Consider the following 22289-nt stretch of genomic DNA (forward strand, 5'->3'; position numbering starts at 1 on the left):
AAAAGCATGCCTGACGCCAGCCGTTTCGGACGTCTTGGCTGGCTCGTACTGAGCGTGCTGGTCCTGGTCATCGACCAGGTCAGCAAGGCTCATTTCGAAGGCACCCTGGAAATGTTCCAGCAAATCGTGGTGATCCCGGATTACTTCAGCTGGACCCTTGCCTACAACACCGGCGCGGCCTTCAGCTTCCTCGCCGATGGCGGCGGCTGGCAGCGCTGGCTGTTCGCACTGATCGCCGTGGTGGTCAGTGCGGTGCTGGTGGTCTGGCTCAAGCGCCTGGGCCGTGATGACACCTGGTTGGCCATCGCTCTCGCCCTGGTGCTGGGCGGCGCGCTGGGCAACCTGTACGACCGCATTGCCCTGGGCCATGTGATCGACTTCATCCTGGTGCACTGGCAGAACCGCCATTATTTCCCGGCGTTCAACTTCGCCGACAGCGCCATCACCGTTGGTGCAATCATGCTGGCGCTGGATATGTTCAAGAGCAAAAAAACCGGAGAGACCGTCAATGACTGATCAGGTATTGGCTGAGCAACGCATCGGCCAGAACACGGAAGTCACTTTGCACTTTGCATTGCGCCTGGAGAATGGCGACACGGTCGACAGCACTTTCGACAAAGCCCCGGCTACCTTCAAAGTCGGCGATGGCAACCTGTTGCCGGGTTTTGAAACGGCGCTGTTCGGATTCAAGGCTGGCGATAAGCGCAACCTGCAGATCCCGCCGGAAAATGCCTTTGGCCAGCCCAACCCGCAAAACGTGCAGATCATCCCGCGTTCGCAGTTCGAAGGCATGGACCTGTCGGAAGGCCTGCTGGTGATCTTCAATGATGCGGCGAATACGGAATTGCCCGGCGTGGTCAAAGCCTTCGATGACGCGCAAGTGACCATCGACTTCAACCACCCGTTGGCCGGCAAGACACTGACCTTTGACGTCGAGATCATCAACGTCAAGGCGCTGGTCTAAAATGTGGGAGGGGGCTTGCCCCCTCCCACCTTTGATCCCCATTGTCCCTTAGGTCAGCAACACCCCCCGACTCTAAGTGGCTGCAAGACACGAGGCACAGCATGCAAATCAAACTCGCCAACCCCCGTGGCTTCTGCGCCGGCGTGGACCGGGCGATCGAAATCGTCAACCGCGCCCTGGAAGTCTTCGGCCCGCCGATTTATGTGCGGCATGAAGTCGTCCACAACAAGTTCGTGGTCGAAGACCTGCGTGCTCGCGGGGCCATCTTCGTCGAAGAGCTCGACCAGGTGCCCGATGATGTCATCGTTATCTTCAGTGCCCATGGCGTGTCCCAGGCCGTACGCACTGAAGCGGCTGGCCGTGGCCTGAAAGTGTTCGACGCCACTTGCCCGCTGGTGACCAAGGTGCACATCGAAGTGGCGCGTTACAGCCGTGATGGCCGCGAATGCATCCTGATCGGCCATGCCGGCCATCCGGAGGTCGAAGGCACCATGGGCCAGTATGACTCCAGTAATGGCGGCGCGATTTACCTGGTAGAAGACGAAAAAGACGTTGCCAGTTTGCAGGTGCAAAACCCTGAACGCTTGGCCTTCGTCACCCAGACCACCTTGTCCATGGACGATACCAGCCGCGTTATCGACGCCCTGCGCACGCGATTCCCGGCCATCGGCGGCCCGCGCAAGGACGACATCTGCTACGCCACGCAAAACCGCCAGGATGCAGTCAAGCAACTGGCCGATGAGTGTGATGTGGTGCTGGTGGTCGGCAGCCCCAACAGCTCCAACTCCAACCGTTTGCGCGAGTTGGCTGAGCGCATGGCGACGCCGGCGTACCTGATCGACGGCGCCGAGGACATGCAGCGTAGCTGGTTCGACGGCGTAGAGCGCATCGGCATTACGGCAGGCGCCTCCGCCCCGGAAGTTTTGGTGCGCGGCGTGATCCAGCAATTGCACGCCTGGGGTGCCACCGGCGCCGACGAATTGGCGGGCCGGGAAGAAAACATTACGTTTTCAATGCCCAAGGAATTACGGGTTCGCTCGCTGCTGTGAACCCCTGGCGGCTGGATTAACCTCGGCATAGCGCCTGCTCGGTCTTGTCACTGCGCAGGCTGATACGCCCGCTGGGAGCGAGCACGACCTGATACAGGCTCTGGGCCTGTTGTGTGTCGCACACATGCACGGTGCCGGCACGAAATCCCCCGCCCGCAAACACCGGCTCCCCCAAACCGCTGAAACGAACCTGGCTGCTGACCGGGCCATTGCCGGCAACCGGTACTTGCCCGCTGTCCTGTCGCTCCAGTAGCACCGGATTATCGTCGTCCAGGTGGCCGCGCCCACTGATATCCAGTATCACCCGCCATCCTTGGCTCCAGTCTTCATCCCGCGCATGGATCACCACCGCACGATTGCGTGCAATCGCCTCGGTGCGCGCGTAACGCAGCCCGTCGGCCAGTGCCTGGGCCACGCTTTGTCGCTGCTGCGATTCCAGCAAACCTTTGAAGTTGGGTATGGCCAGTTGCGCCAGAACACCCGTCACGATCAATCCCAGCAGTAATTCGATCAGGGTGAAACCTCGTTGTGTCATGTGTGCTCCCTCCGTGGATGCGAGTGATCGTCAAGTGGCAGGCATAGGTATAGCGCTTGGTCCCTGGTGCTGAATGATGGCCTTTACGTCCAATGTATTTCCCTTTGTTCCGGTAGCGGCAGCGGCCGAAAACCGACGCTAGGCTTGGGGCACACAGCAGGTTTTTCCTGTTTCCTAAGGCCTTCGACATGGATGACGACGGTATGCCTTTCTGCCGGAATACATTTTCTCTACGCGCTTTTTATCGGCACCAATCCGGCATGACGCTGATCGAGGTGCTGGTCGCGGTGCTGGTCCTGGCGCTCGGACTGCTGGGGGCCGCGGCGATCCAGCTCAACGCGCTCAAGACCACCGACAGCGCAAGAATGACCAGCCAAGCCAGTTTTATTGCCTATGACATGCTCGACCGTATTCGCGCCAACGCCGCTGTCGATTACTCCCAGGCTCGCACCGACAGCACCTCGGCTACCAGCGTACGTGACCTGGACCTGCGTGACTTCGAGGCCAATATCACTGGTTTTGCCGGCAAGGACGCCAAGGGTGCGATAGCGGCCAGCGGCGATGAGGTCACTGTCAGCATCAGTTGGGAGGATGTCAGGAGCAGACTGGGTGAGCGGCAAACCTTCACCCTGACCAGTCGGATCGCCAATGGGCAAGGGCGGTTGCAATGATCCGTCCTGTGCGAGGTTTCGGGCTGGTGGAGTTGCTGCTGGCGCTGGCTGTCGGGCTGGTGGTAGTGCTTGGGGCGAGCCAGGTGCTGATCGGTTCGCGGTTGACCCAGGCCAGCCAGCAGGCCGCCATGGTGCTGCAGGACGATGCACGGTTCGTCCTGAGCAAGATGACTCAGGATATTCGCCAGACGGGCATGCTGGGGTGTCTGGCCACGGCTTTTATCGACAACGCCCCGGCGGCCTTTGATCGGCCGATTGGCTGGGAAGCTTCGGCAAGCGCAAAGTCACTGACTCTGGTGACCGCCAATGCCAGCGACAGTACAGGCAAGCCTGACTGGACGGTGGTATCCGACTGCAAAGAGGCCGCCCAGGCCTATACCGGGACGCCGTCTGGGATTGCGCCCGGGCAGATTCGTTTCGCTATACGCGAGCTCACCTACACCTATGAGACGGGTCAGTTAAAGATCAGTACCCCGTCAGCTCCGGCCAAAGCCGTACTGATGGATAACGTACGGGCCTTCGAGATCAGTTTTGGTGTGGCGGCCAGGCCTGAATCGACCGGCGTGGTGCGTTACGACAGCCACCCGGCCGACGCATCGTTGATACGCAGCGTGCGCATCCTCATGACCCTGCAAGACCCCACCGGTCGGGTGAAGGACCAGGCCTACGCCGTTGTGGCGGCACTGCGCAACCGGCTGGAGTAGGGCGATGACGATGATGCGGTGTAGCCAGGTGCGGCAGGCGGGGATGGTATTGCTGATCAGCCTGGTATTTCTGCTGTTGTTGTCACTGGTGGGGTTGTCGTCGATGCAGGGCGCGCTCGCTCAGCAGAAGGCGGCTAATAGCCTGTGGCAGCGTAATCAATCGTTCCAGACGGCTGAAAGTGGCCTGCGGCTGGGGGAGTCGGCGGTGCGCAGGGGCGGGCAGGTGATGCCGGTTTGCCAGTCGATCATTAGTTGCGCGCCGCCCGATGAAGCTTCATCGGTGGTGGGCGCCGGACACAATCCGGTCTCGGCGGTGACGTGGGTGGCGTTCAAGGACGGGGTGTATGGCGTTCAATCCTTGGGCGTGGGTTCGGGCCAGGCACATTTGCCGCCGTATGCCCCAGCCGCGCTCTTCCGGGTGACGGCCGTCGGGCTGGGTGGCCGATCGCGCACCGTGCTGGAGGCTGTGTATGCGCGGGTGGAGGAGGGCGACGGCGAACGGTTTCGGCGAGTCTTATGGCGGCAACTTCAATAAGGAGCAATCGAATGGGCATGGATAGCCAGGGCTTTACCCTGATCGAATTATTGATCGCCGTGGCGATCATTGCGTTGCTGGGCGGGATCGCTTACCCCGCATATACCGTCCAGGTGAAAAAGGTCCACCGGGTGCAGATCGTCGCGCTGCTGGCCGAGCAAGCTCAGTACCTGGAGCGTTTTTACACGCGCAACGGCACTTATATTGATGCAAGCGGCGTCAGTACAGGCAACGATCACTATAGAATCAGCTCAGTCTTGAACCCTCAGGACTTTGCCTTGCTGGCCACGCCTGCCACGGGCTCTGTCATGGCGGACGACGCCTGTGGCCGGTTCAGCTTGACCAGCACCGGCATGCGGAGCAATCCGGGAGCGCCGCCAGAGATGTCGCTCAAGGCATGCTGGGGGCAGTGATGAGAGTACTGGATGAATGGGCGCCGGGCGCGCTTTTCCCTTTTTATCGGCTGGATCAAATGATGGCTAAGCAACAGCGAGTAGTGATTGTCGGCGGCGGAGTGATTGGCTTGTTGACGGCATACAACCTGGCGAACCGGGGGCTGGCGGTCATATTGCTGGAGCGCGCCGGGCTTGGGCAGGAATCATCCTGGGCCGGCGGCGGAATTGTTTCGCCGTTGTACCCGTGGCGCTATAGCCCGGCGGTGACTGCCTTGGCCCACTGGTCCCAGGATTTCTACCCGCAGCTGGCGCAACGGCTGTTCGCCGCGACCGGGGTTGATCCTGAGGTTCATACCACGGGCCTGTATTGGCTCGACCTGGATGACGAAGCCGAGGCTCTGGCCTGGGCTGCGCGTGAAGGCCGGCCCTTGAGCAAAGTGGACGTGTCGGCCGCCCATGACGCGGTCCCGGTGCTGGGCGGCGGTTATTCGCGGGCGATCTACATGGCCGACGTGGCCAATGTGCGCAATCCGCGCCTGGTCAAATCACTCAAGGCGGCGTTGTCGGCGCTGCCCGGTGTGACGATTCACGAGCAGTGCGAGGTCGCTGGATTTATCGTGGAAGGCGGCACTGTGGTGGGCGTGAATACGTCTGCTGGCGCCATCACGGGTGATCAGGTGGTGCTTGCGGCCGGTGCCTGGAGCGGGGCGTTGCTGGGAAAACTGGGCTTGGCGCTGCCCGTGGAGCCGGTAAAGGGCCAGATGATCCTCTACAAATGCGCGCCTGATTTTTTATCGAGTATGGTCCTGGCCAAAGGACGCTATGCGATCCCGCGACGGGATGGGCACATTCTGATTGGCAGCACCCTGGAGCATGAGGGGTTCGATAAAACGCCGACCGAAACCGCACTCGAAAGTCTCAAGGCTTCTGCGGTGGAACTGCTTCCCGCCCTGGCGGACGCCGAGGTGGTGGGGCATTGGGCGGGGTTGCGGCCCGGCTCGCCGGAAGGCATCCCTTATATCGGCGAGGTGCCCGGCTTCAAAGGCCTGTGGCTCAATTGCGGGCACTACCGCAACGGCCTGGTGCTTGCCCCGGCGTCCTGCCAGTTGTTTGCCGACTTGTTGCTGGGGCAGGCACCGATCATCGACCCGGCACCTTACGCGCCCGCCGGTCGACTTAACGCTGGATAGACTTCGGCCCTTGCTGCAGGTGCGCCTGGGTGCAATACCATTGCTGGCCCGAGCTCAGCGCACGATCCTGCGGCACATGCACGCCGCAATGGGCGCAACGCACCATCAGTGCGGCATTGGGTTCGCCGGTACGGGATTGGCCGGCCGCAGGGCTTTTAAATTTGCGCCAGAGCCATACCGCAGCGGCAATGACGGCGATCCAGAACAATAGACGGAGCATGATGGGCAGTTTCTCAATGAGGAATGCGCCAGTTTAGCCAAGGTCGCCATGGGCGCACAGCGCAATAAATACTCGCCCATGAAAAAGGGAGCTCCTGAGAGCTCCCTTTTGCGTTGCGTCGAACGGTCAGTCGAACACACCGAAGGTCATGTAGCTGAACCACGAGCGGTCCTGGTTGTTGCCCAGGGCTTGCGGCTCTTCCTCTTCGATCACGTCGCCGTTCTCGTCGTGCGGCTTGAGATCCGAAGGAATCGCGTCCTTGGCGTCCTGGTACTGCTTGATCACGTCCTGGTTGGCGCGTGTTTCACCCGGTGGCAGCGGTGGACGGGACTCGATCAGGCCCAGGGTGTACTTGCTCAGCCACGAACGGTTGTCGGCTTCGTCAACCTGAGGCACGAACTGGCCGTCTTTCAGGCTTGGGTGGTCCGGGTAGTTGAGCTTGAGGGTTTCCAGGCTGGTGCCTGCCAGTTCGTCCAGGTGCAGGCGCTGGTAAGCCTCGGTCATCACGGCCAGGCCGTCACCCACCGAAGGGGTTTCCTGGAAGTTCTCCACCACGTAGCGGCCACGGTTGGCGGCGGCCACGTACGCCTGACGGGTCAGGTAGTAGTGGGCCACGTGGATCTCGTAGGAAGCCAGCAGGTTGCGCAGGTAGATCATGCGCTGCTTGGCGTCCGGCGCGTAGCGGCTGTTCGGGTAGCGGCTGGTCAGCTGGGCGAACTCGTTGTAGGAGTCGCGGGCAGCGCCCGGGTCACGCTTGGTCATGTCCAGCGGCAGGAAGCGCGCCAGCAGGCCGACGTCCTGGTCGAACGAGGTCAGGCCCTTCATGTAGTAGGCGTAGTCCACGTTCGGATGCTGCGGGTGCAGGCGGATAAAACGCTCGGCAGCGGACTTGGCTGCTTCCGGCTCGGCGTTTTTATAGTTGGCGTAGATCAGCTCGAGCTGGGCCTGGTCGGCATAGCGTCCGAACGGATAGCGCGACTCCAGGGCCTTCAGCTTCGCTGTGGCGCTGGTGTAGCTATTATTGTCCAGGTCTGTCTGAGCTTGCTGGTACAGCTCGACTTCGCTCAGGTTTTCGTCGACGACCTCCTTGGTTGACGAGCAAGCAGCAGTCATGGCGAGGATGGCGATCAGCAGCAGGTGTTTCACTTGCATGGCGGCTTGCGTCCCTATGACGGCCGCTGTCTTGGGCGGGGCCGTCCTGTTATGATGAGCGCCCCGTTGAAAGCCTCGGGGCAAAAGACGCCGTATTTAACCACAAGCGCGCAGCCGAAACCAAAGGCTGTGCCACGCCTAGTCTGAGCATGTCCGATAAAATTGAACTTCGCGCAGAGGTGCCGTCCGAATTGGGCGGCCAACGCCTCGATCAAGTCGCCGCACAATTATTCGCTGAGCACTCGCGCTCGCGCCTTTCCGCCTGGATCAAAGACGGCCGCCTGACTGTGGATGGAGCGGTTATCCGCCCGCGAGACATAGTGCATGGCGGTGCGATTCTTGAGCTAACTGCCGAGCAGGAAGCCCAGGGAGAATGGGTCGCCCAGGACATCGAGCTGGATATCGTCTATGAAGACGACGACATCCTGGTCATCAACAAACCCGCAGGCCTGGTGGTTCACCCGGCTGCCGGGCACGCTGATGGCACCTTGCTCAATGCCCTGTTGCACCACGTACCGGACATCATCAATGTGCCGCGCTGCGGCATCGTGCACCGTCTGGACAAGGACACCACCGGCCTGATGGTGGTGGCCAAGACCATTCAGGCGCAGACGCAACTGGTTACTCAATTGCAGAGTCGCAGCGTCAGCCGGATCTACGAGTGCATCGTGATCGGCGTCGTGGTGGCCGGGGGCAAGATCAACGCCCCAATCGGTCGTCACGGCCAGCAGCGCCAGCGCATGGCGGTGATGGAGGGCGGCAAGCAGGCCGTCAGCCACTATCGCGTGCTGGAGCGTTTCCGTTCCCACACGCACGTGCGGGTCAAGCTGGAAACCGGTCGTACCCACCAGATCCGCGTGCACATGGCCCACATCAACTTCCCGTTGGTCGGCGATCCGGCCTACGGTGGTCGCTTCCGTATTCCGCCGGCGGCCAGCCAGACCATGGTTGAATCGCTCAAGACGTTCCCGCGCCAGGCGCTGCATGCACGCTTCCTGGAACTGGATCATCCGACGAGCGGTAAGCGCATGAGCTGGGAATCGCCGCTTCCAGATGATCTGGTCTGGTTGTTGTCGCTGCTCAAGCAGGATCGCGAGGCGTTTATCGGATGAGTGACTGGCTGATTCCTGACTGGCCCGCGCCGTCTCAGGTCAAAGCCCGCGTCACTACCCGTGCGGGCGGCGTCAGTGTGGCGCCGTTCGACAGCCTCAACCTGGGCGATCACGTCGAGGACAGCCTTGAGGCGGTCCTGGAAAATCGTCGCCGTCTTACCGATGCCTTCGGTATCCAGCCGGCTTGGTTGCGCCAAGTCCACGGGACCACTGTGGTCGAGGCCGACCCGGGCCGTATCGCCGAAGCGGATGGCAGTTGGACCAGCACACCCGGTATCGCCTGCACCGCGATGACGGCTGATTGCCTGCCTGCATTGTTCTGCAATCGAGCGGGCACCCGAGTAGCGGCGGCGCATGCCGGTTGGCGTGGGCTCGCGGCCGGGGTGCTGGAGGCAGCCTTCGACAGCCTGGGTTGCGACCCCGCCGACGTGCTGGTCTGGCTCGGCCCGGCCATTGGTCCGCAGGCCTTTGAGGTCGGCCCCGAGGTGCGTGAAGCCTTCATGCAACAACTGCCCGTGACTGCCCGAGCCTTCGTGCCCAGCCGTAATCCCGGCAAGTTCATGGCCGATATCTATCAGCTTGCTCGTCTGCGCCTCGCTGCGCGGGGCATTAGCGCTGTGTATGGTGGCGGTTTGTGCACCGTGACCGACCCGCGCTTCTTTTCCTATCGCCGCAGCCCACGCACGGGCCGATTCGCCTCCCTTATCTGGCTCGAACGCTAGACTGTCCTGATCTGTATCAACCATCCGCTGCTTGAATCCCCCAGAATCCACCCCATCTATAGGGGTATCTGGCAGGTTTCTTCATTCAGGATGTTTCTACAGCTCCGGCCTGCTCAAAAGGAAGGTGACTTATGCGTATTGATCGTTTAACCAGCAAATTGCAGTTGGCCTTATCGGACTCCCAATCCCTGGCGGTCGGTCTCGACCACCCGGCAATTGAACCTGCGCACTTGATGCAGGCGCTCCTGGAGCAACAAGGTGGTTCTATCAAGCCCTTGTTGATGCAGGTGGGCTTTGACATTAACAGCCTGCGCAAGGAGTTGAGCAAAGAGCTCGACCAACTGCCGAAAATCCAGAATCCTACCGGCGACGTGAATATGTCCCAGGACCTGGCGCGCCTGCTGAACCAGGCTGACCGCCTGGCCCAACAGAAAGGTGACCAGTTCATCTCCAGCGAGCTCGTGCTGCTCGCCGCCATGGACGACAACAGCAAGCTCGGCAAATTGTTGCTGGGCCAGGGTGTGAGCAAGAAAGCCCTGGAAAACGCCATCAACAATCTGCGCGGCGGCGAGGCGGTGAATGACCCCAACCACGAGGAGTCGCGCCAAGCCCTGGATAAATACACCGTTGACCTGACCAAGCGCGCCGAAGAGGGCAAGCTTGACCCGGTCATCGGCCGTGACGACGAAATTCGGCGCACCATCCAGGTGCTGCAACGCCGTACCAAGAACAACCCCGTGCTGATCGGTGAGCCTGGCGTGGGTAAAACCGCCATCGCCGAGGGCCTGGCCCAGCGCATCATCAATGGCGAAGTGCCGGACGGCCTGAAAGGCAAGCGCCTGCTGTCCCTGGACATGGGCTCGCTGATCGCCGGCGCCAAGTTCCGTGGCGAGTTCGAAGAACGCCTCAAATCCCTGCTCAATGAATTGTCCAAGCAGGAAGGGCAGATCATTCTGTTTATCGACGAACTGCACACCATGGTCGGCGCCGGTAAGGGCGAGGGCTCCATGGATGCCGGCAATATGCTCAAGCCTGCCCTGGCGCGAGGCGAGTTGCATTGCGTCGGTGCCACCACGCTCAACGAATACCGTCAGTACATTGAAAAAGACGCGGCGCTGGAGCGGCGTTTCCAGAAAGTGCTGGTGGAAGAACCCAGCGAAGAGGACACCATCGCCATCCTGCGTGGCCTGAAAGAGCGCTATGAGGTTCACCATAAAGTCGCGATCACCGACGGCGCGATCATTGCGGCGGCCAAGTTGAGCCATCGCTATATCACCGATCGTCAATTGCCCGACAAGGCCATCGATTTAATCGACGAAGCGGCCAGCCGGATTCGCATGGAGATCGACTCCAAGCCGGAAGTGCTCGACCGTCTGGATCGCCGCCTGATTCAACTGAAAGTCGAATCCCAGGCGCTGAAGAAAGAAGAGGATGAGGCGGCGAAGAAACGTCTGGAAAAACTCCAGGAAGAAATCGTCCGCCTGGAGCGGGAGTATTCGGACCTCGAAGAAATCTGGACCTCGGAAAAAGCCGAAGTGCAGGGTTCGGCGCAGATCCAGCAGAAGATCGAGCAGTCGCGCCAGGAGCTGGAAGCCGCGCGCCGCAAGGGCGACCTGAACCGCATGGCCGAGTTGCAGTACGGGGTGATCCCGGACCTGGAACGCAGCCTGCAGATGGTCGACCAGCACGGGCACAGTGAGAACCAGTTGCTGCGCAGCAAGGTGACCGAGGAAGAAATAGCCGAGGTGGTCTCCAAGTGGACCGGCATTCCTGTGTCGAAAATGCTTGAGGGCGAACGCGACAAGCTGCTGAAGATGGAAAGCCTGTTGCACCAGCGCGTTATTGGCCAGGAAGAGGCCGTGGTGGCGGTGTCCAATGCGGTGCGGCGTACCCGCGCCGGGTTGTCCGACCCGAATCGCCCAAGTGGTTCGTTCATGTTCCTCGGCCCGACCGGCGTGGGTAAGACCGAGCTGTGCAAGGCCTTGGCCGAATTCCTCTTCGATACTGAAGAGGCGATGGTGCGCATCGACATGTCCGAGTTCATGGAGAAACACTCGGTGGCGCGCCTGATCGGCGCCCCACCAGGCTATGTGGGCTACGAGGAGGGCGGTTACCTGACCGAGGCCGTGCGGCGTAAGCCTTACTCGGTGATCTTGCTGGACGAGGTCGAGAAGGCGCACCCGGATGTGTTCAACATCCTGTTGCAAGTGCTCGAGGACGGCCGCCTGACCGACAGCCACGGCCGTACAGTGGATTTCCGCAACACGGTGATTGTGATGACCTCTAACCTGGGCTCGGCGCAGATCCAGGAGTTGGTGGGCGATCGCGAGGCCCAGCGGGCAGCGGTGATGGATGCGCTGACCTCGCACTTCCGCCCGGAATTTATCAACAGGGTGGATGAAGTGGTGATCTTCGAGCCTTTGGCCCGGGATCAGATTGCGGGTATCACCGAGATCCAGTTGGGACGCCTGCGTGCACGCCTGGCCGAGCGCGAACTGGCGCTGGAGCTGAGCAGCGAGGCGTTGGACAAGCTGATCGCGGTGGGTTACGACCCGGTGTATGGCGCACGGCCGTTGAAGCGTGCGATCCAGCGCTGGATCGAAAACCCGCTGGCACAGCTGATCCTGTCGGGCAGCTTTATGCCCGGCACTCCCGTCAAGGCGACGGTGGAGAACGACGAAATCGTCTTCCATTAAGCCCGGCAGCCAGTGCTAAAAGAGGAGGCCCCGCATTGCGGGGCCTTTTTTTTCGATAGGGCGTTGAACTGTAAGGCAAAGGCTTGTAAAGTGCGCCCCGCAGCAACGTCAGCCCACGGGTTTCTTCTCCCCAAGAAGAAATCAGAAAGAAGCGCAAATCATTGTCTTAAAAGCAATTTAAAGGGTTGACAGGGGTTTTTAAGATTGTAGAATAGCGCGCCTCAGAGACGCTAACGTAGCGATACGGACAGGGTCGAAGAGAAGGTAGTACCGCAGTAAAAGTTGCACTTTGAAATATGTAGTTCCGTGATAGCTCAGTCGGTAGAGCAAATGACTGTTAATCATTGGGTCCCAGGTTCGAGTCCTGGTCACGGAGCCAATTTCAAACCGGGGTATAGCGCAGTCCGGTAGCGCGCCTGCTTTGGGAGCAGGATGTCGGGAGTTCGAATCCCCCTACCCCGACCATATTTGGGTCGTTAGCTCAGTTGGTAGAGCAGTTGGCTTTTAACCAATTGGTCGTAGGTTCGAATCCCACACGACCCACCATTTTTGAGACCAGTTAACGCTGGAATCAAATCTTAGAATCAGAGGTTGAAGCTCTGATAGAGGCGGTTTTACGGTTTTGGAAAGTGTTACAGCACTTAGATATCGCCGTAGACATGCAGCCGTCTGAGGCGAACAGTAGTTTCGGTTCGTCATGATGTCAATGTGCGTCGGTTTTGCGATGCGCATTCCGGGGTATAGCGCAGTCCGGTAGCGCGCCTGCTTTGGGAGCAGGATGTCGGGAGTTCGAATCCCCCTACCCCGACCATATTTAATGAAAAAAGGCGTCTTTATGGCGCCTTTTTTTGTGCCTTGAGCAAAGTCGTACCGTTCGTCTGAAAAAAATACGGATCTCGACCTAGTGCTTTATTCCGGGCAAGCGAAAGCCTCTGGCCAACCAGAATCCCCTATAGCCAGTGCGCTTTGATTATAAGCGTACTAGGGCGATGCTCGAGAAAAGGATGAGCTTCGCATTGAATGCTCAGTCGAGGTGCGTTTCCTGAATGTGCCGACACCAAGCCCGCTCGCCATTAGCGTCAATAGTAGACTCTGCTCTACTTGATCTACTGGTGGGTCCATAGAGCATGTCATTGACTCGCGATGCAGTTGCGCAGATGCGAGCTCGAGAGCCCTCTGTAGCGCGCTTCGGCCAGTCGACTTGGTCGGCCGATCAATACTGATCTCTGTGCTGCTAGATTGTTGTGGAGCTGGCAGCTTCTTGGGCTCTGGTTGAGCGGTGTCCTGTGAATGCACACCTATGTTGGCGGGTAAGGGGGCAGAGGGTGTGCCACTTGGATCAACCCGTCTCACTCGGCTTAGAGCGCCCTGAGCCAGGCTTCGCTCATGCAGAACAGCACGCATATGGTCGTAGTCTGCCTCAATGTAATTCATCGTTGTCGCGAGATTCGAGTGATTCAGCAAGCTTTTCGTGAGATGGATGTTTCGCTCAGGCTGCTTCATCAAGTCTGTTGCTAATGTGTGCCTGAAACGGTGAGGGGTCATGCGCACGCCGATCTTATCGGTGAGTTTGCCGTACATTGACTCTACCTGGTCGATGTTCATTTCCTTGCCATGGTAGTGACGGGAGAACCTGTTGACGTTGAACAGCTGATCGTCTGGTGAAAATCCGATTTTCTCGGCCTCCCCCAGGATCCTGGATAGGTGCGGAGCTAGTCCTTCCATAATGGGTAGGAAAAACTCCCGATGGGTCTTCTCTGTTTCAGCGCGGACCAAGATCATCTGGTTGCCCCAGTCGATATCTCTGTAGCGAAGGCACAGCAGGGCGTTCAGACGTATGCCTGTGTAATAAAACATCTCGAAGACGCTGAGCCAGAACCAGGCTGGTGTGATCTGGCTACGTTCATGCGTACAACGTTCTTGGCCTACAAGGGATATGAGCCAGTTGCGTGCTCGTTGGATGGCGTCTCCATTGATTGTCTTGCTGGCTCGCTTTGGTGGGATAACGCTGGTTTTCTTGAATGGGTTGATCGTGGTATGGGTCATCAGGCCGTGTTCTATGGCGTAGCCCCAAACAGTTCGAAGGTGATTTGAATAGGTGTTCCAGCTGCGTTTGGATAATCCGTTCTCAAATACTTTTTTTCGCCATGTCAGAATCGCACGATGATCGATCTCCTCAACTGAGGCCGTTCGGAAATGCTTAAGTAGTGCTTTGGTCGAGGCACGATAGATCTTTGCACTGGCAGGCCGCAGATCATGGGCAAAGATGTATTCCTCCGTCAGATTCGAGGGCGTCGTCATTGTGGCGGCTCCGTTGCTTCTGACTTCAAGGACAGGCTGATATTGTCGAAGGGGACCTCAGAGAAGATTGTTCGCGGGTCTAGTAGTAAGTACCCCTTGAGCTGCTTGGATTTTCGAGGTCCAACAACGTCACAGGTCCAAATATTCAGACTCTTATGCGTTTTTCGATGAAGTTTCTGTTTCTCGAAACTACGTTGAACCAGCTGCCAGGCGCTGACTTGCTGTACTTTGGCTTGCTGTTCGATATGGGGGAATTCAAGGACGTAGCGTTTGAAAATTCCAGGCGTTACCAGCATAGCGGTCCCTGCTACGGTATGAACCAACGCTTTGGTATCGTTGATAATGATGGTCCGGGATGCGATGCCTTTCTTAAGCCATTCAACAAATCCCTGACCGATCTCGGTGTTATTGCTAGGCATCGGGGTGACTTCTTCGATTATTGCTAGAGGCGCACCTCCTTGATTGGAGGTTTGGGAAGGCTGGATGTCATCCAGTTTCGGAGGCGCGGTATGTGCCGCTGAGACCTCTTTGTTCTTGGTGTCTTCTGATGGCTCATTGATGTTACCAAGGAGCGCCAGTAGCTCGTCAAATTCCTCGTTACTGCTCGAGAAATGCTGCGGGAGTTCGAACGGCGATGGCTGTGCCGGTGCTAAAGGCGCCGACTTAGAGCTGGATTGAATGTCCGAAGGCAAATTTTTTGCCGGTGAGGTGACGTTATTTTCAGCTGCAGAGTCTTCTGCCGGATTGCCAGCTTCTACTTCAAGCGTCCCCAGGTAAGCTGTGGGCCGATCATTTGGATCATTCCAGATCAGCGCCGGTGAGAGCTTCAGCAGGGTGAAGGTGTTTCGCCAGCCACGACCATTGTCTATCGTGGCTTTCCAGACCGCCTTGTCTTGGGCATTGGTCTGGATCACCCCCTGATCTTGCAGCATGTTGAAGAAAGGTGCATTCGAACTGGGTACACCCTCAACGCCTTGGGTCAGCAAATAGGCTCGCAATTGATCAGCAATAGGCTTGCTAACCAGCCAAAGAGCATCCTGTGTCAGCCATCCATCTGACGGTCCATCGGGTTGATTCAGTTTGAATGTATCTCGGACCAAGTGACGCAACCCATCTGCCAATTGACGCTGCAAAGACTGTTTGGGCGCGGACAGCGCGCGGGCTGGATTTCCTCCGAGTTCCTGTGCGACGGACGCCTGATCGGCCTTGACCACGATCTCGCCCAAAATGCCGGCATGTTCGTACTGACCAACCAAAATGAAGATTAACTGCGACCACACTTCGGGGAAATTACTGAGCCAATCTAAGATTTCTGAGGAGAGGATCTGCGCGTAGATCAGTGCGGCAGCGGCTCCGTGAAGTTGGTAATTGCGTCCTTTCACGTAGCGGAATCGATAGGGACGATCGATTGGACCGTGCCAGGGGTGCCAGGTTTTCCCTCCTATCAACTCGACGTGCACGTCGACAGCGATCTTGCCCAGGTCGTGTATCAAAGCGCCATAAGCCGCGGCGGCAGTCCAGGCCTCAGCCTGTGCTGATTGGGATTCCGGCGGTGCGCCTATAGGCAGCAGGTAGCTCTGTCGAATCTTCAAGGCATAGGCGACGATTTCAAGTCCGTGATCCAGCATGCCGCCAGGGTGTGCATGATGGTGGTTTTGCGAAGCAGGGAGCTGCTGGACCAACTCCGCGTAGCGCTCAAGTGGACGCCGATAGAGCTCGACAAACTGTGAGCGAGATAACGATGCGCGCTGCCAAATGTTCTCCAGTAGTTTCTGACGGCGTGGCGATGCCAGTAGTGCTTGGCTAGAGGCCGGCTGTATAAAACCGTTAGGGGAGGGGCTTTGGGCGGGTAGCGCTTTATTGCGGCGGAAAATAGAGAACATCGCCTGCTCCATAAATGATTCATGGGCCATGCTTTTCTCCTATCCAAAGGGGGGCGAGCAAGGGGAAAGGATCACTGGTGGTCTCGGGTATTTCTTTTGGCGAAAAGCCATCTTTCTATGGTGGTGACGGAGAAAGGAATGCAGAATTATCGTCATTTCGGCCTAAGGTACGGTGCCGCAGATCGACCATGTCAGGAAAAAATGATGGTTTCACTTCGCTACGCTACGAAATCAACCTCAGATAATGTTTGGGCACTTTGTGATTTGATACGTGACAATAAGTGTGATGAGATCATTCTTTTTGCTAGCGTAGGGAATGATCTTGACGATGAAGAAGCAAGGTGGGACAACAACCTTCCTTTGGTTGTCGCCTTAGCTAAATATATTATTCCTCACGTTGACAGCGTCTTGGTCGTTTTTGATGGGGTGTTTTTAACCGCTGCGCGTCCCGCTCGTTATGGTGAAGTACGAGACTTGCTGGATGTAGCTATTGCGTCAGACAAGGTTTATTACTCTGAGCAGAGAGCTCACTCACTAGCGAAATGACTCCTGACGAGGCAGTTTCAACTCTTATTGATTTAGGTTCTATCCAGCCGTTGACGGTTGAGTCCAGAGCTGAATACTTTTCATTGCTTAGTAATTTTACAGAAGACGAGTTAGTTGAAATTTATTCGACTCGGGAGATGCGTTGATGGGATTAGTCCTTTTTTCCGCTGAAAGCGGCCCTTTCGGGTAAGGCTTTTACCCTTGTTAACCATTCCATTCGCTTCTACAAAACCTTTTACCCTTTGGGCCATTTTGCTGTGAAAAAGGGCGGGCTTCTGGTGCAAGGCAAGGGCCGTTTGTCTCATGATCTTGCAGCAGAGAAAAATCGGTATTATAAGTAATGTCAAATCGCCCCTAGATCGGGTAAGAAGGAGACGCACCATGACCGCACAGACCTCTCAGGGAGTAGCAAGTCGCTTAGGCTATGGCCTGGGTCAGGTTGCGCGCCTCGTTTGGTGCAGTCAGAACCGTACCCTGCGTTGGGTCAAGCGTCTGGTTGTAGCTGCCGTGCTCCTATATTTTTCTGCAGACATTTTCAGCGGAATTATCAGCGTTGCAGTATTTACCTTGGTTTTGGGTGGAGGGCTCTGGGCGTTGAATCACAAACCTACGCCTCGCAGAAACCAAATAGAGTACGGTCAATGTTATGGCCCCGATGGCTATGGGTACTATGTTGCTGGTCAACGTGTAGACGACGATGATTAAGGGACTCATATAATGATATGAGACCCTTACGTTACATAACGCTACGTTTGACAGTATTCACCCCTTCCTGACCTGCCTTTTGAACATCTTTTGTTCCGCTGGTAAGGCCTTCCAACGCTTTTCCTGCGCTCACCCCTGCCCATCCCAGCGCGCCTATCCAAAACACTGGCAGGATGATGAACATCGAGCCCATCACGAAGTTTAAAATTGCGTCCTGGGTGGCAGTGTTCAAACCCATCACAGGATCAAATGATAAATGCGGAGAGCCGGCTCCATATAAAGCGTCCAGTATTGTGGTATCGACCCATCTAGCCAGTTGAAACCAGAAGTCCACGAATATCAGAGCGAAAAAAACAACGGACATAGTCATGGCCACTTTTAGTTGGTAAGCCCCGACAATTAGCACCAATGGAATGCAAATCACCATCGCCATTTTCAAGAACGCCATGACCATCGGTAGCGCTTGGCGAACCATGTCCATCGCTGGGAAATAGGCCATAGATCCTAATGCAACTCCGAGAGTCCCCGCTGCCCGGGCTGCTCCATTCCACACGGTTCCGTTGATTTGCCCCCCGTAATCCGTATAAACATCCCCTTTCACCTGGTTCGACGGCGAGACCAGTTGCCGGACAAGCGAGTCAGTCACTTCTTCCGGGGATAGCCACTTTGCCCAGCCGAGCATTTTGGTCAGGAGGTCCGGCGACACTTGAGCCTTGATACGATCCTGCAGCCCCACTCCGCTATCCGACCACCATTGTTTGCATGTTGGATAGCCGCCACCTCCACTCACTTCTGGTAAACCCACATCGCGAGATGCGTTATAAGGCCAAGAAGTCCTTGGAGTTTTGGAGTAGTCCGTGTCGTAATACCCCGAGGTGTTCAATAAGAAGTGAGAACCAATCCAGCTGAGTTCTTGCGCAAAACGAGGGTCATTCCCTTGCGCGCCCAGTTCAGGTTGACGCATGAATAGTCTAGCACGGGAGGGGCCGTAGCAATCGTGCGTGAAGTCCCCAATTTCTTGAGCCAATAGTGGGTTGTTGATCTTGGTGTTGCTAACTTCCATGCGTACTTGTCGCAAATCAGTTCCGCAAGGAATTGCTGCGACCGCGCCACTGGTTAACCCCTTTGATAATGCATGCATTAACGCCCACCACATGGGCATCTGGGCGCTCTTTCCTGCCAGTGAGCTGAATGTTGTGTTCCAGCCTGTGTCTGTGGGTTTAGGTAAGTTGTATTGACATTGCTGAGCTCTACTCTGGTCGAATGCCAAGGTATCAAAACTCACATTGACGGCTGGTACAGCGAAGAATGCGACGACGATGTAGCCAACATAGATATTGGTCTCGATACGTGCCAGTGAGAGAACGCCTTTGTTGCCCTCATCAGCCCCCTCACCACGGACTTTCAGCCACTCTCGAATAACGATGATGCAGAAGGGCAGGGCGAATAGGCCCGTATCTGAAATCATCGCCCAGATACCATTGTTGATGATCCAACCGACCAACGTCAGGTAGTACTCCAAATAATCATTGGTGTAGAGCGTCACAAGTCACCCCCTGCCTCATACAGCACCTTGCTCAGCTCAACCATCAGAAATAATAGGAACACCATTGCCTCGATCTTCAACAGACCTTTGCGCCGTTTCGAGCGTTCTGAGTTCGATAACCCTGCCTTGAATTTGAACCAGGCAACGGACAGCGCGATATAAAGCACCAGGCGCCAGGTGAAGAGCGGCCAGTAGTGGTCGGTACGCCAGGCTTGCCATTGCTCAGCGCTGTCGAACATGTTCATCAAGACAGCGCTGAGTAGTACTACGAGGGCGGTAGTCGCGAGCAAAACACCCAGAACAAGCAGAATGCTCCTCCCGGTTCGTCGAACCAGCGAGCGATTGGAGGCGGTGACAGGCTCCGGCATATCGGTCATGGCCTTTCTCACTGTTTGTTCTGGGCGGGTGACTGCAACTGGTCCAATCGATCTGTTTCTGGGGCTCCCTGGGACACACCACGAGAGTTTTCGGCCCGTGCTTTGCTGCGTTCAATGATGGTCAGAGGCGAGTTCTTGGCGAGTTGCTGACGCATGTCCAGTTCCATTTTGAGGTTGCCGATCTCCTGTTGTAGGGATGAGCTCTGCTGGCCGACTGCCTGCACGGCGAGGTCATTTGCCGCGACGTTCGGTTCCCGACTGCCTGCCATCAACGTGCGCTGCAGGGTCAGGGCTTTCTCCAGCACATCGGACAACGCGACTTCGGAAGCAAGCCGGCGAGCGAGTACGTCCTGGTCGCGCTCATCCTTGAGTGCTGCTACAACGCCTCGTGTGATGGGTAACGAGTTGCTGCTCGCTGCTTCCAGGTTTTCTAGCGACAGCGTTTTGCTTCCGCTCAGCAGTTCCTGCAGGGCCTTCAGCTTGGTTTCGTACGTTTCCTGGATCAGCGGCGTGAGGCCGACGCCTGCGGCTGTCACCGTTTTAGGGCAGCTGTCACAGGTCTGCTGTTGTTGTTCACCCAGGACACGAGTGGCAAAGGTGGTGGCTTCTTGGGGCGATGACCAGACATTGCACACCATGCCGTTGTTGCAGTTCGCTTTGCTGATGGATGCGGTGTCGCCGGCCGCGCGCTTGTTCAGAAGGTTGTAGCCCGCCTTGGTGACGTCGCCTACGATACGAATTGGCTTTTGACCGGAACCACCTGCTCTATCACCACCAACCCAAGTGACGCCATCGTTGCCACCTTTCTTTTCGACTTGTTCCACCGCCGATACTGCGTCCGTGTTGGATGTTAGCGCCTGACTCATAGCCTGACCTTCAGCAAGCTTGCCCCAGCCCATTTGGTTACCGGCGATATCCGCCATTTTTTCGCCAATGGCGCGGCAGGTGCCTTTGGAGCGGTCGAAGTCCAAGCGGGCCTGCAAAATGCCGTTGGTTATGAGGTTGTATAGCGCCGGGTTCGCACGTTGAAGAATCAGTGCCGGCAGCGAAGCCACGGCGCTGGTGGCGCTCTGTACCACCGAGCTCATGATGTTTTTGAAGCCGGAAGTGGCACCATTCAATTGGTTTTCTAGGGTTGTGCTCAGGCTCATGTTTCCGCAGATCAGGTTGGTATTCCAACCGCCTCCCACAGAAATACTATCCATGTTGCCTGCGCTCCCCATGGTTACTGCGTTGCCGCCGCCAATGCTATACAGCACGTTGTCCCCAATAACGCTTCCGGAGGATGAGACGTTGATTGGATCAGCAGAGAGCGCTATTGCACTGCTGAGGCTGCAGGCGAGCCCTATCGCCAAGGTAGTGAGTTTCATGCTTTGCTCCGATCGCTGTTTCATTGGAAGTCCGTACTGCCGAGGAAGGTCTGGCCACGACGCTGGCAGCACGAATAAGGGCGCCAGAGTGCCCAGGCGTAGCCGCCATCCTGCGCATCGATGTTCGGACCGATGGTGGGAAAGGTTGCGCAAGTCGGGTTGAGGACTGGGGTGAGCTCTTGCCACTTGCCAGTGGACGCGTCACCTTCGCGTAACGGCCCCGCAGGCCAGTAGCCGGGGTATGGAAGGGCGAGCATCGGCAAGTAGACATGTACCTGGCCTGGACGGGTAACCACGTCGCCGGCACGCTGCGCAATAACTGCGCCCGTTTTGTAGTCGTCAGTCTGGTTAAGGAAGCCGCTACGTGGGTAGACGTTCCCCCAACTGCTTGCTGAGAGCAGGCTACCGACTTCACGCATACCCGGAATGAGCGCTTCGGGGTATACGGATTCTGGGACGCCGTATCTCCAAGCAATGGGGTCAAGGGTGCTGAGAAAGTAAGGCACAAGCGGTAAGGTTGCGCCTTTGCATACATAGCCCGAGGCTCTGGCAAACTGACTCAACGTCGCACCACCTGGATGGCCGATGACATCGGCTTCCTTAAATTTGATGATGTTGTTCTCGGCAACGTGATTGGTAGTGCCGTCGTTACCCGCTTGGGCGATCGGATTCGGGGTGCCAAGAGGTGACATCTCGATCCAAGGGTTCATCCCGGTATTCGCATATGCAGACACCACAGCGTCCGGTACGTAGTGACGAACCTTGGTCGAGGTTTTGACTTTGCATCCGAATGGTGTGCAGAGCAGCCAATAGCAGATGCCGACTACTTTGTACTCCAGGCAGGTTGGTGACAGGGTCGAGGCAATAATCGCTGCCGAGTTGATCGCAGCCGATGCACTGAATGACAGGCTGAAAGTGATAGCCAGCGACAAAGGCCGGATCGCAAAACGTGAGCGTCTCATCGTGACAGGCTCCGTGCTCGTTCGATCAACGCGACGGCTTTAGCTACGTCAGGCTCGCCGTACACGACGTAGCGACGATCTACGACCACGGCTGGGAGTTTTTCGACTCGCAGGCTCCAGGCGTCTGTGACGCCCTGCTGGGCCTGGGCCAGCTCGTTTTGCAGATGCTTCCCTGCAGGGCTGACCAGGTAGCGTTGAATGGCCGCTTCTGCCTGGCGTGGATCGGCGGGTAGTTGTCTAGAAAGTAGTTCTTCAAGGCGCTGCTGATCATCCAGGAAGATGACGCGAGCGCCAGAAGGTGCGGATACTGGATGTGCTCGGTTTGTAATGACCCACGTCTCCGCGTGGGACGCAGTGGACAAGAACAGTAGCAGTGAAAACAGCCAGCGCCGCGTTTCGCTAAGGTGGGTAAGGATCTGGAGCATGGCACCGTACCTGATATGGATTCAGGTACAGAAAACCGGATGGCTGTCTTGAGCGCAGTAAGAAATAGGAATTTGGAGCCTTCGGGTATTTGAGAGCGACGAATTCGTGTGGGTTGGATTTGAGATGGCACTTGGTCGGCTCAAATTGACGACGCCGCGAGTACGCAGTTAACTGGCTATCAATACAGTAATTTCGGGCCGGTTTTATGAGCGTTACCCTTCCCGGTCC

At 57.3% G+C, this 22289-nt stretch carries 22 protein-coding genes, 4 tRNA genes and 1 pseudogene; 17 read left to right on the forward strand and 10 right to left on the reverse strand.

Features of this window, described 5'->3' with window-relative positions:
- Positions 1-6 precede the first annotated feature (6 nt).
- From lspA to ispH, 3 genes are all read left to right on the forward strand, one after another.
- Complete coding sequence (gene lspA / locus C4J86_RS03895) at positions 7-516, forward strand: signal peptidase II (protein ID WP_124365100.1); 510 nt, start codon at positions 7-9, stop codon at positions 514-516.
- Between the two features lie 7 nt (positions 517-523).
- Positions 524-964, forward strand: coding sequence for a peptidylprolyl isomerase (locus tag C4J86_RS03900; protein ID WP_177412767.1), 441 nt, complete (start codon positions 524-526; stop codon positions 962-964).
- A gap of 101 nt (positions 965-1065) precedes the next feature.
- Positions 1066-2013, forward strand: coding sequence for a 4-hydroxy-3-methylbut-2-enyl diphosphate reductase (ispH, locus tag C4J86_RS03905; protein WP_124365777.1), 948 nt, complete (start codon positions 1066-1068; stop codon positions 2011-2013).
- Between the two features lie 19 nt (positions 2014-2032).
- On the opposite strand, the pseudogene C4J86_RS03910 reads toward ispH, so the two are convergent.
- A pseudogene (locus tag C4J86_RS03910) lies at positions 2033-2548 on the reverse strand (GspH/FimT family pseudopilin); the annotation flags it as partial.
- Positions 2549-2751: 203 nt separating this feature from the next.
- On the opposite strand from C4J86_RS03910, the gene pilV reads away from it, so the two are divergent.
- The 5 genes from pilV (at position 2752) to thiO (ending at position 6043) form a co-directional block, all read left to right on the forward strand.
- A complete protein-coding gene (gene pilV / locus C4J86_RS03915) occupies positions 2752-3219 on the forward strand; it encodes a type IV pilus modification protein PilV (protein WP_124372385.1) in 468 nt (155 codons plus the stop codon).
- Positions 3216-3923, forward strand: a complete 708-nt coding sequence (locus tag C4J86_RS03920; RefSeq protein WP_124369538.1) for a prepilin-type N-terminal cleavage/methylation domain-containing protein — start codon at positions 3216-3218, stop codon at positions 3921-3923. The genes pilV and C4J86_RS03920 overlap by 4 nt, the downstream gene beginning before the upstream one ends.
- 4 nt (positions 3924-3927) lie before the next feature.
- Complete coding sequence (locus C4J86_RS03925) at positions 3928-4458, forward strand: PilX N-terminal domain-containing pilus assembly protein (RefSeq protein WP_256681382.1); 531 nt, start codon at positions 3928-3930, stop codon at positions 4456-4458.
- Between the two features lie 11 nt (positions 4459-4469).
- A complete protein-coding gene (locus tag C4J86_RS03930; protein ID WP_124369539.1) occupies positions 4470-4871 on the forward strand; it encodes a type IV pilin protein in 402 nt (133 codons plus the stop codon).
- Between the two features lie 62 nt (positions 4872-4933).
- Positions 4934-6043, forward strand: a complete 1110-nt coding sequence (gene thiO / locus C4J86_RS03935; RefSeq protein ID WP_124369540.1) for a glycine oxidase ThiO — start codon at positions 4934-4936, stop codon at positions 6041-6043.
- Here the strand turns inward: thiO and C4J86_RS03940 are convergent.
- Entirely contained in the window at positions 6030-6263 is a 234-nt protein-coding gene (locus C4J86_RS03940) for a PP0621 family protein (RefSeq protein ID WP_124369541.1), read from the reverse strand. The two genes, thiO and C4J86_RS03940, sit on opposite strands and share 14 nt — an antisense overlap.
- 126 nt (positions 6264-6389) lie before the next feature.
- Positions 6390-7415 carry an outer membrane protein assembly factor BamD gene (locus C4J86_RS03945; RefSeq protein WP_124369542.1) on the reverse strand — a complete coding sequence of 342 codons (1026 nt, stop codon included), beginning with the start codon at positions 7413-7415 and terminating at the stop codon, positions 6390-6392.
- A 149-nt stretch (positions 7416-7564) separates the two neighbouring features.
- Between C4J86_RS03945 and rluD the strand changes: the two genes are divergently transcribed.
- The 7 genes from rluD to C4J86_RS03980 all read left to right on the forward strand — a co-directional run bounded on the left by rluD (position 7565) and on the right by C4J86_RS03980 (position 12756).
- Entirely contained in the window at positions 7565-8527 is a 963-nt protein-coding gene (gene rluD, locus C4J86_RS03950; protein ID WP_016976299.1) for a 23S rRNA pseudouridine(1911/1915/1917) synthase RluD, read from the forward strand.
- Positions 8524-9249, forward strand: a complete 726-nt coding sequence (gene pgeF, locus C4J86_RS03955) for a peptidoglycan editing factor PgeF (protein ID WP_124369543.1) — start codon at positions 8524-8526, stop codon at positions 9247-9249. The genes rluD and pgeF overlap by 4 nt, the downstream gene beginning before the upstream one ends.
- Positions 9250-9380: 131 nt before the next feature.
- Positions 9381-11945, forward strand: a complete 2565-nt coding sequence (clpB, locus tag C4J86_RS03960; protein WP_124361235.1) for an ATP-dependent chaperone ClpB — start codon at positions 9381-9383, stop codon at positions 11943-11945.
- A 303-nt stretch (positions 11946-12248) separates the two neighbouring features.
- Positions 12249-12324: transfer RNA gene (locus tag C4J86_RS03965), tRNA-Asn, on the forward strand.
- Between the two features lie 9 nt (positions 12325-12333).
- Positions 12334-12410, forward strand: a tRNA-Pro gene (locus C4J86_RS03970).
- 5 nt (positions 12411-12415) lie between these two features.
- A tRNA-Lys gene (locus tag C4J86_RS03975) sits at positions 12416-12491 on the forward strand.
- 188 nt (positions 12492-12679) lie between these two features.
- Positions 12680-12756, forward strand: a tRNA-Pro gene (locus tag C4J86_RS03980).
- A gap of 170 nt (positions 12757-12926) precedes the next feature.
- Here the strand turns inward: C4J86_RS03980 and xerC are convergent.
- Both xerC and mobH read right to left on the reverse strand, forming a co-directional pair.
- Positions 12927-14246 (reverse strand): tyrosine recombinase XerC, encoded by a 1320-nt coding sequence (gene xerC / locus C4J86_RS03985; RefSeq protein ID WP_124369544.1) that lies wholly within the window; start codon positions 14244-14246, stop codon positions 12927-12929.
- A complete protein-coding gene (gene mobH, locus C4J86_RS03990) occupies positions 14243-16129 on the reverse strand; it encodes a MobH family relaxase (RefSeq protein WP_124372387.1) in 1887 nt (628 codons plus the stop codon). Before mobH ends, xerC begins: the two co-directional genes overlap by 4 nt.
- A 138-nt stretch (positions 16130-16267) precedes the next feature.
- On the opposite strand from mobH, the gene C4J86_RS03995 reads away from it, so the two are divergent.
- Positions 16268-16675, forward strand: a complete 408-nt coding sequence (locus C4J86_RS03995; protein ID WP_177413155.1) for a hypothetical protein — start codon at positions 16268-16270, stop codon at positions 16673-16675.
- 381 nt (positions 16676-17056) lie between these two features.
- A complete protein-coding gene (locus C4J86_RS04000) occupies positions 17057-17380 on the forward strand; it encodes a hypothetical protein (protein ID WP_124369545.1) in 324 nt (107 codons plus the stop codon).
- 31 nt (positions 17381-17411) lie between these two features.
- On the opposite strand, the gene C4J86_RS04005 is transcribed toward C4J86_RS04000, so the two are convergent.
- Genes C4J86_RS04005 through C4J86_RS04025 form a run of 5 tightly spaced genes read right to left on the reverse strand, consistent with a single transcriptional unit; the run spans position 17412 to position 22060 of the window.
- Complete coding sequence (locus C4J86_RS04005) at positions 17412-18926, reverse strand: conjugal transfer protein TraG N-terminal domain-containing protein (protein WP_124369546.1); 1515 nt, start codon at positions 18924-18926, stop codon at positions 17412-17414.
- Positions 18923-19303: a hypothetical protein gene (locus tag C4J86_RS04010; RefSeq protein WP_124369547.1), complete on the reverse strand. Its 381-nt coding sequence runs from the start codon at positions 19301-19303 to the stop codon at positions 18923-18925. The genes C4J86_RS04005 and C4J86_RS04010 overlap by 4 nt, the downstream gene beginning before the upstream one ends.
- An 8-nt stretch (positions 19304-19311) precedes the next feature.
- Positions 19312-20697, reverse strand: a complete 1386-nt coding sequence (locus C4J86_RS04015) for an integrating conjugative element protein (protein WP_372239254.1) — start codon at positions 20695-20697, stop codon at positions 19312-19314.
- Positions 20694-21635 (reverse strand): TIGR03756 family integrating conjugative element protein, encoded by a 942-nt coding sequence (locus C4J86_RS04020; RefSeq protein ID WP_124369549.1) that lies wholly within the window; start codon positions 21633-21635, stop codon positions 20694-20696. The genes C4J86_RS04015 and C4J86_RS04020 overlap by 4 nt, the downstream gene beginning before the upstream one ends.
- Complete coding sequence (locus C4J86_RS04025) at positions 21632-22060, reverse strand: TIGR03757 family integrating conjugative element protein (RefSeq protein WP_124369550.1); 429 nt, start codon at positions 22058-22060, stop codon at positions 21632-21634. Before C4J86_RS04025 ends, C4J86_RS04020 begins: the two co-directional genes overlap by 4 nt.
- Between the last annotated feature and the right edge of the window lie 229 nt (positions 22061-22289).

This window comes from Pseudomonas sp. R2-7-07 (assembly GCF_003852355.1).
GTDB lineage: Bacteria > Pseudomonadota > Gammaproteobacteria > Pseudomonadales > Pseudomonadaceae > Aquipseudomonas.

Coding starts and splice junctions, on each gene's coding strand:
- lspA (WP_124365100.1), top strand. CDS start 7: ATGCCTGACGCCAGCCGTTTCGGACGTCTTGGCTGGCTCGTACTGAGC.
- ispH (WP_124365777.1), top strand. CDS start 1,066: ATGCAAATCAAACTCGCCAACCCCCGTGGCTTCTGCGCCGGCGTGGAC.
- pilV (WP_124372385.1), top strand. CDS start 2,752: ATGCCTTTCTGCCGGAATACATTTTCTCTACGCGCTTTTTATCGGCAC.
- C4J86_RS03920 (WP_124369538.1), top strand. CDS start 3,216: ATGATCCGTCCTGTGCGAGGTTTCGGGCTGGTGGAGTTGCTGCTGGCG.
- C4J86_RS03925 (WP_256681382.1), top strand. CDS start 3,928: ATGACGATGATGCGGTGTAGCCAGGTGCGGCAGGCGGGGATGGTATTG.
- C4J86_RS03930 (WP_124369539.1), top strand. CDS start 4,470: ATGGGCATGGATAGCCAGGGCTTTACCCTGATCGAATTATTGATCGCC.
- thiO (WP_124369540.1), top strand. CDS start 4,934: ATGGCTAAGCAACAGCGAGTAGTGATTGTCGGCGGCGGAGTGATTGGC.
- C4J86_RS03940 (WP_124369541.1), bottom strand. CDS start 6,263: ATGCTCCGTCTATTGTTCTGGATCGCCGTCATTGCCGCTGCGGTATGG.
- C4J86_RS03945 (WP_124369542.1), bottom strand. CDS start 7,415: ATGCAAGTGAAACACCTGCTGCTGATCGCCATCCTCGCCATGACTGCT.
- rluD (WP_016976299.1), top strand. CDS start 7,565: ATGTCCGATAAAATTGAACTTCGCGCAGAGGTGCCGTCCGAATTGGGC.
- pgeF (WP_124369543.1), top strand. CDS start 8,524: ATGAGTGACTGGCTGATTCCTGACTGGCCCGCGCCGTCTCAGGTCAAA.
- clpB (WP_124361235.1), top strand. CDS start 9,381: ATGCGTATTGATCGTTTAACCAGCAAATTGCAGTTGGCCTTATCGGAC.
- xerC (WP_124369544.1), bottom strand. CDS start 14,246: ATGACGACGCCCTCGAATCTGACGGAGGAATACATCTTTGCCCATGAT.
- mobH (WP_124372387.1), bottom strand. CDS start 16,129: ATGTTCTCTATTTTCCGCCGCAATAAAGCGCTACCCGCCCAAAGCCCC.
- C4J86_RS03995 (WP_177413155.1), top strand. CDS start 16,268: ATGCAGAATTATCGTCATTTCGGCCTAAGGTACGGTGCCGCAGATCGA.
- C4J86_RS04000 (WP_124369545.1), top strand. CDS start 17,057: ATGACCGCACAGACCTCTCAGGGAGTAGCAAGTCGCTTAGGCTATGGC.
- C4J86_RS04010 (WP_124369547.1), bottom strand. CDS start 19,303: ATGACCGATATGCCGGAGCCTGTCACCGCCTCCAATCGCTCGCTGGTT.
- C4J86_RS04015 (WP_372239254.1), bottom strand. CDS start 20,697: ATGAAACAGCGATCGGAGCAAAGCATGAAACTCACTACCTTGGCGATA.
- C4J86_RS04020 (WP_124369549.1), bottom strand. CDS start 21,635: ATGAGACGCTCACGTTTTGCGATCCGGCCTTTGTCGCTGGCTATCACT.
- C4J86_RS04025 (WP_124369550.1), bottom strand. CDS start 22,060: ATGCTCCAGATCCTTACCCACCTTAGCGAAACGCGGCGCTGGCTGTTT.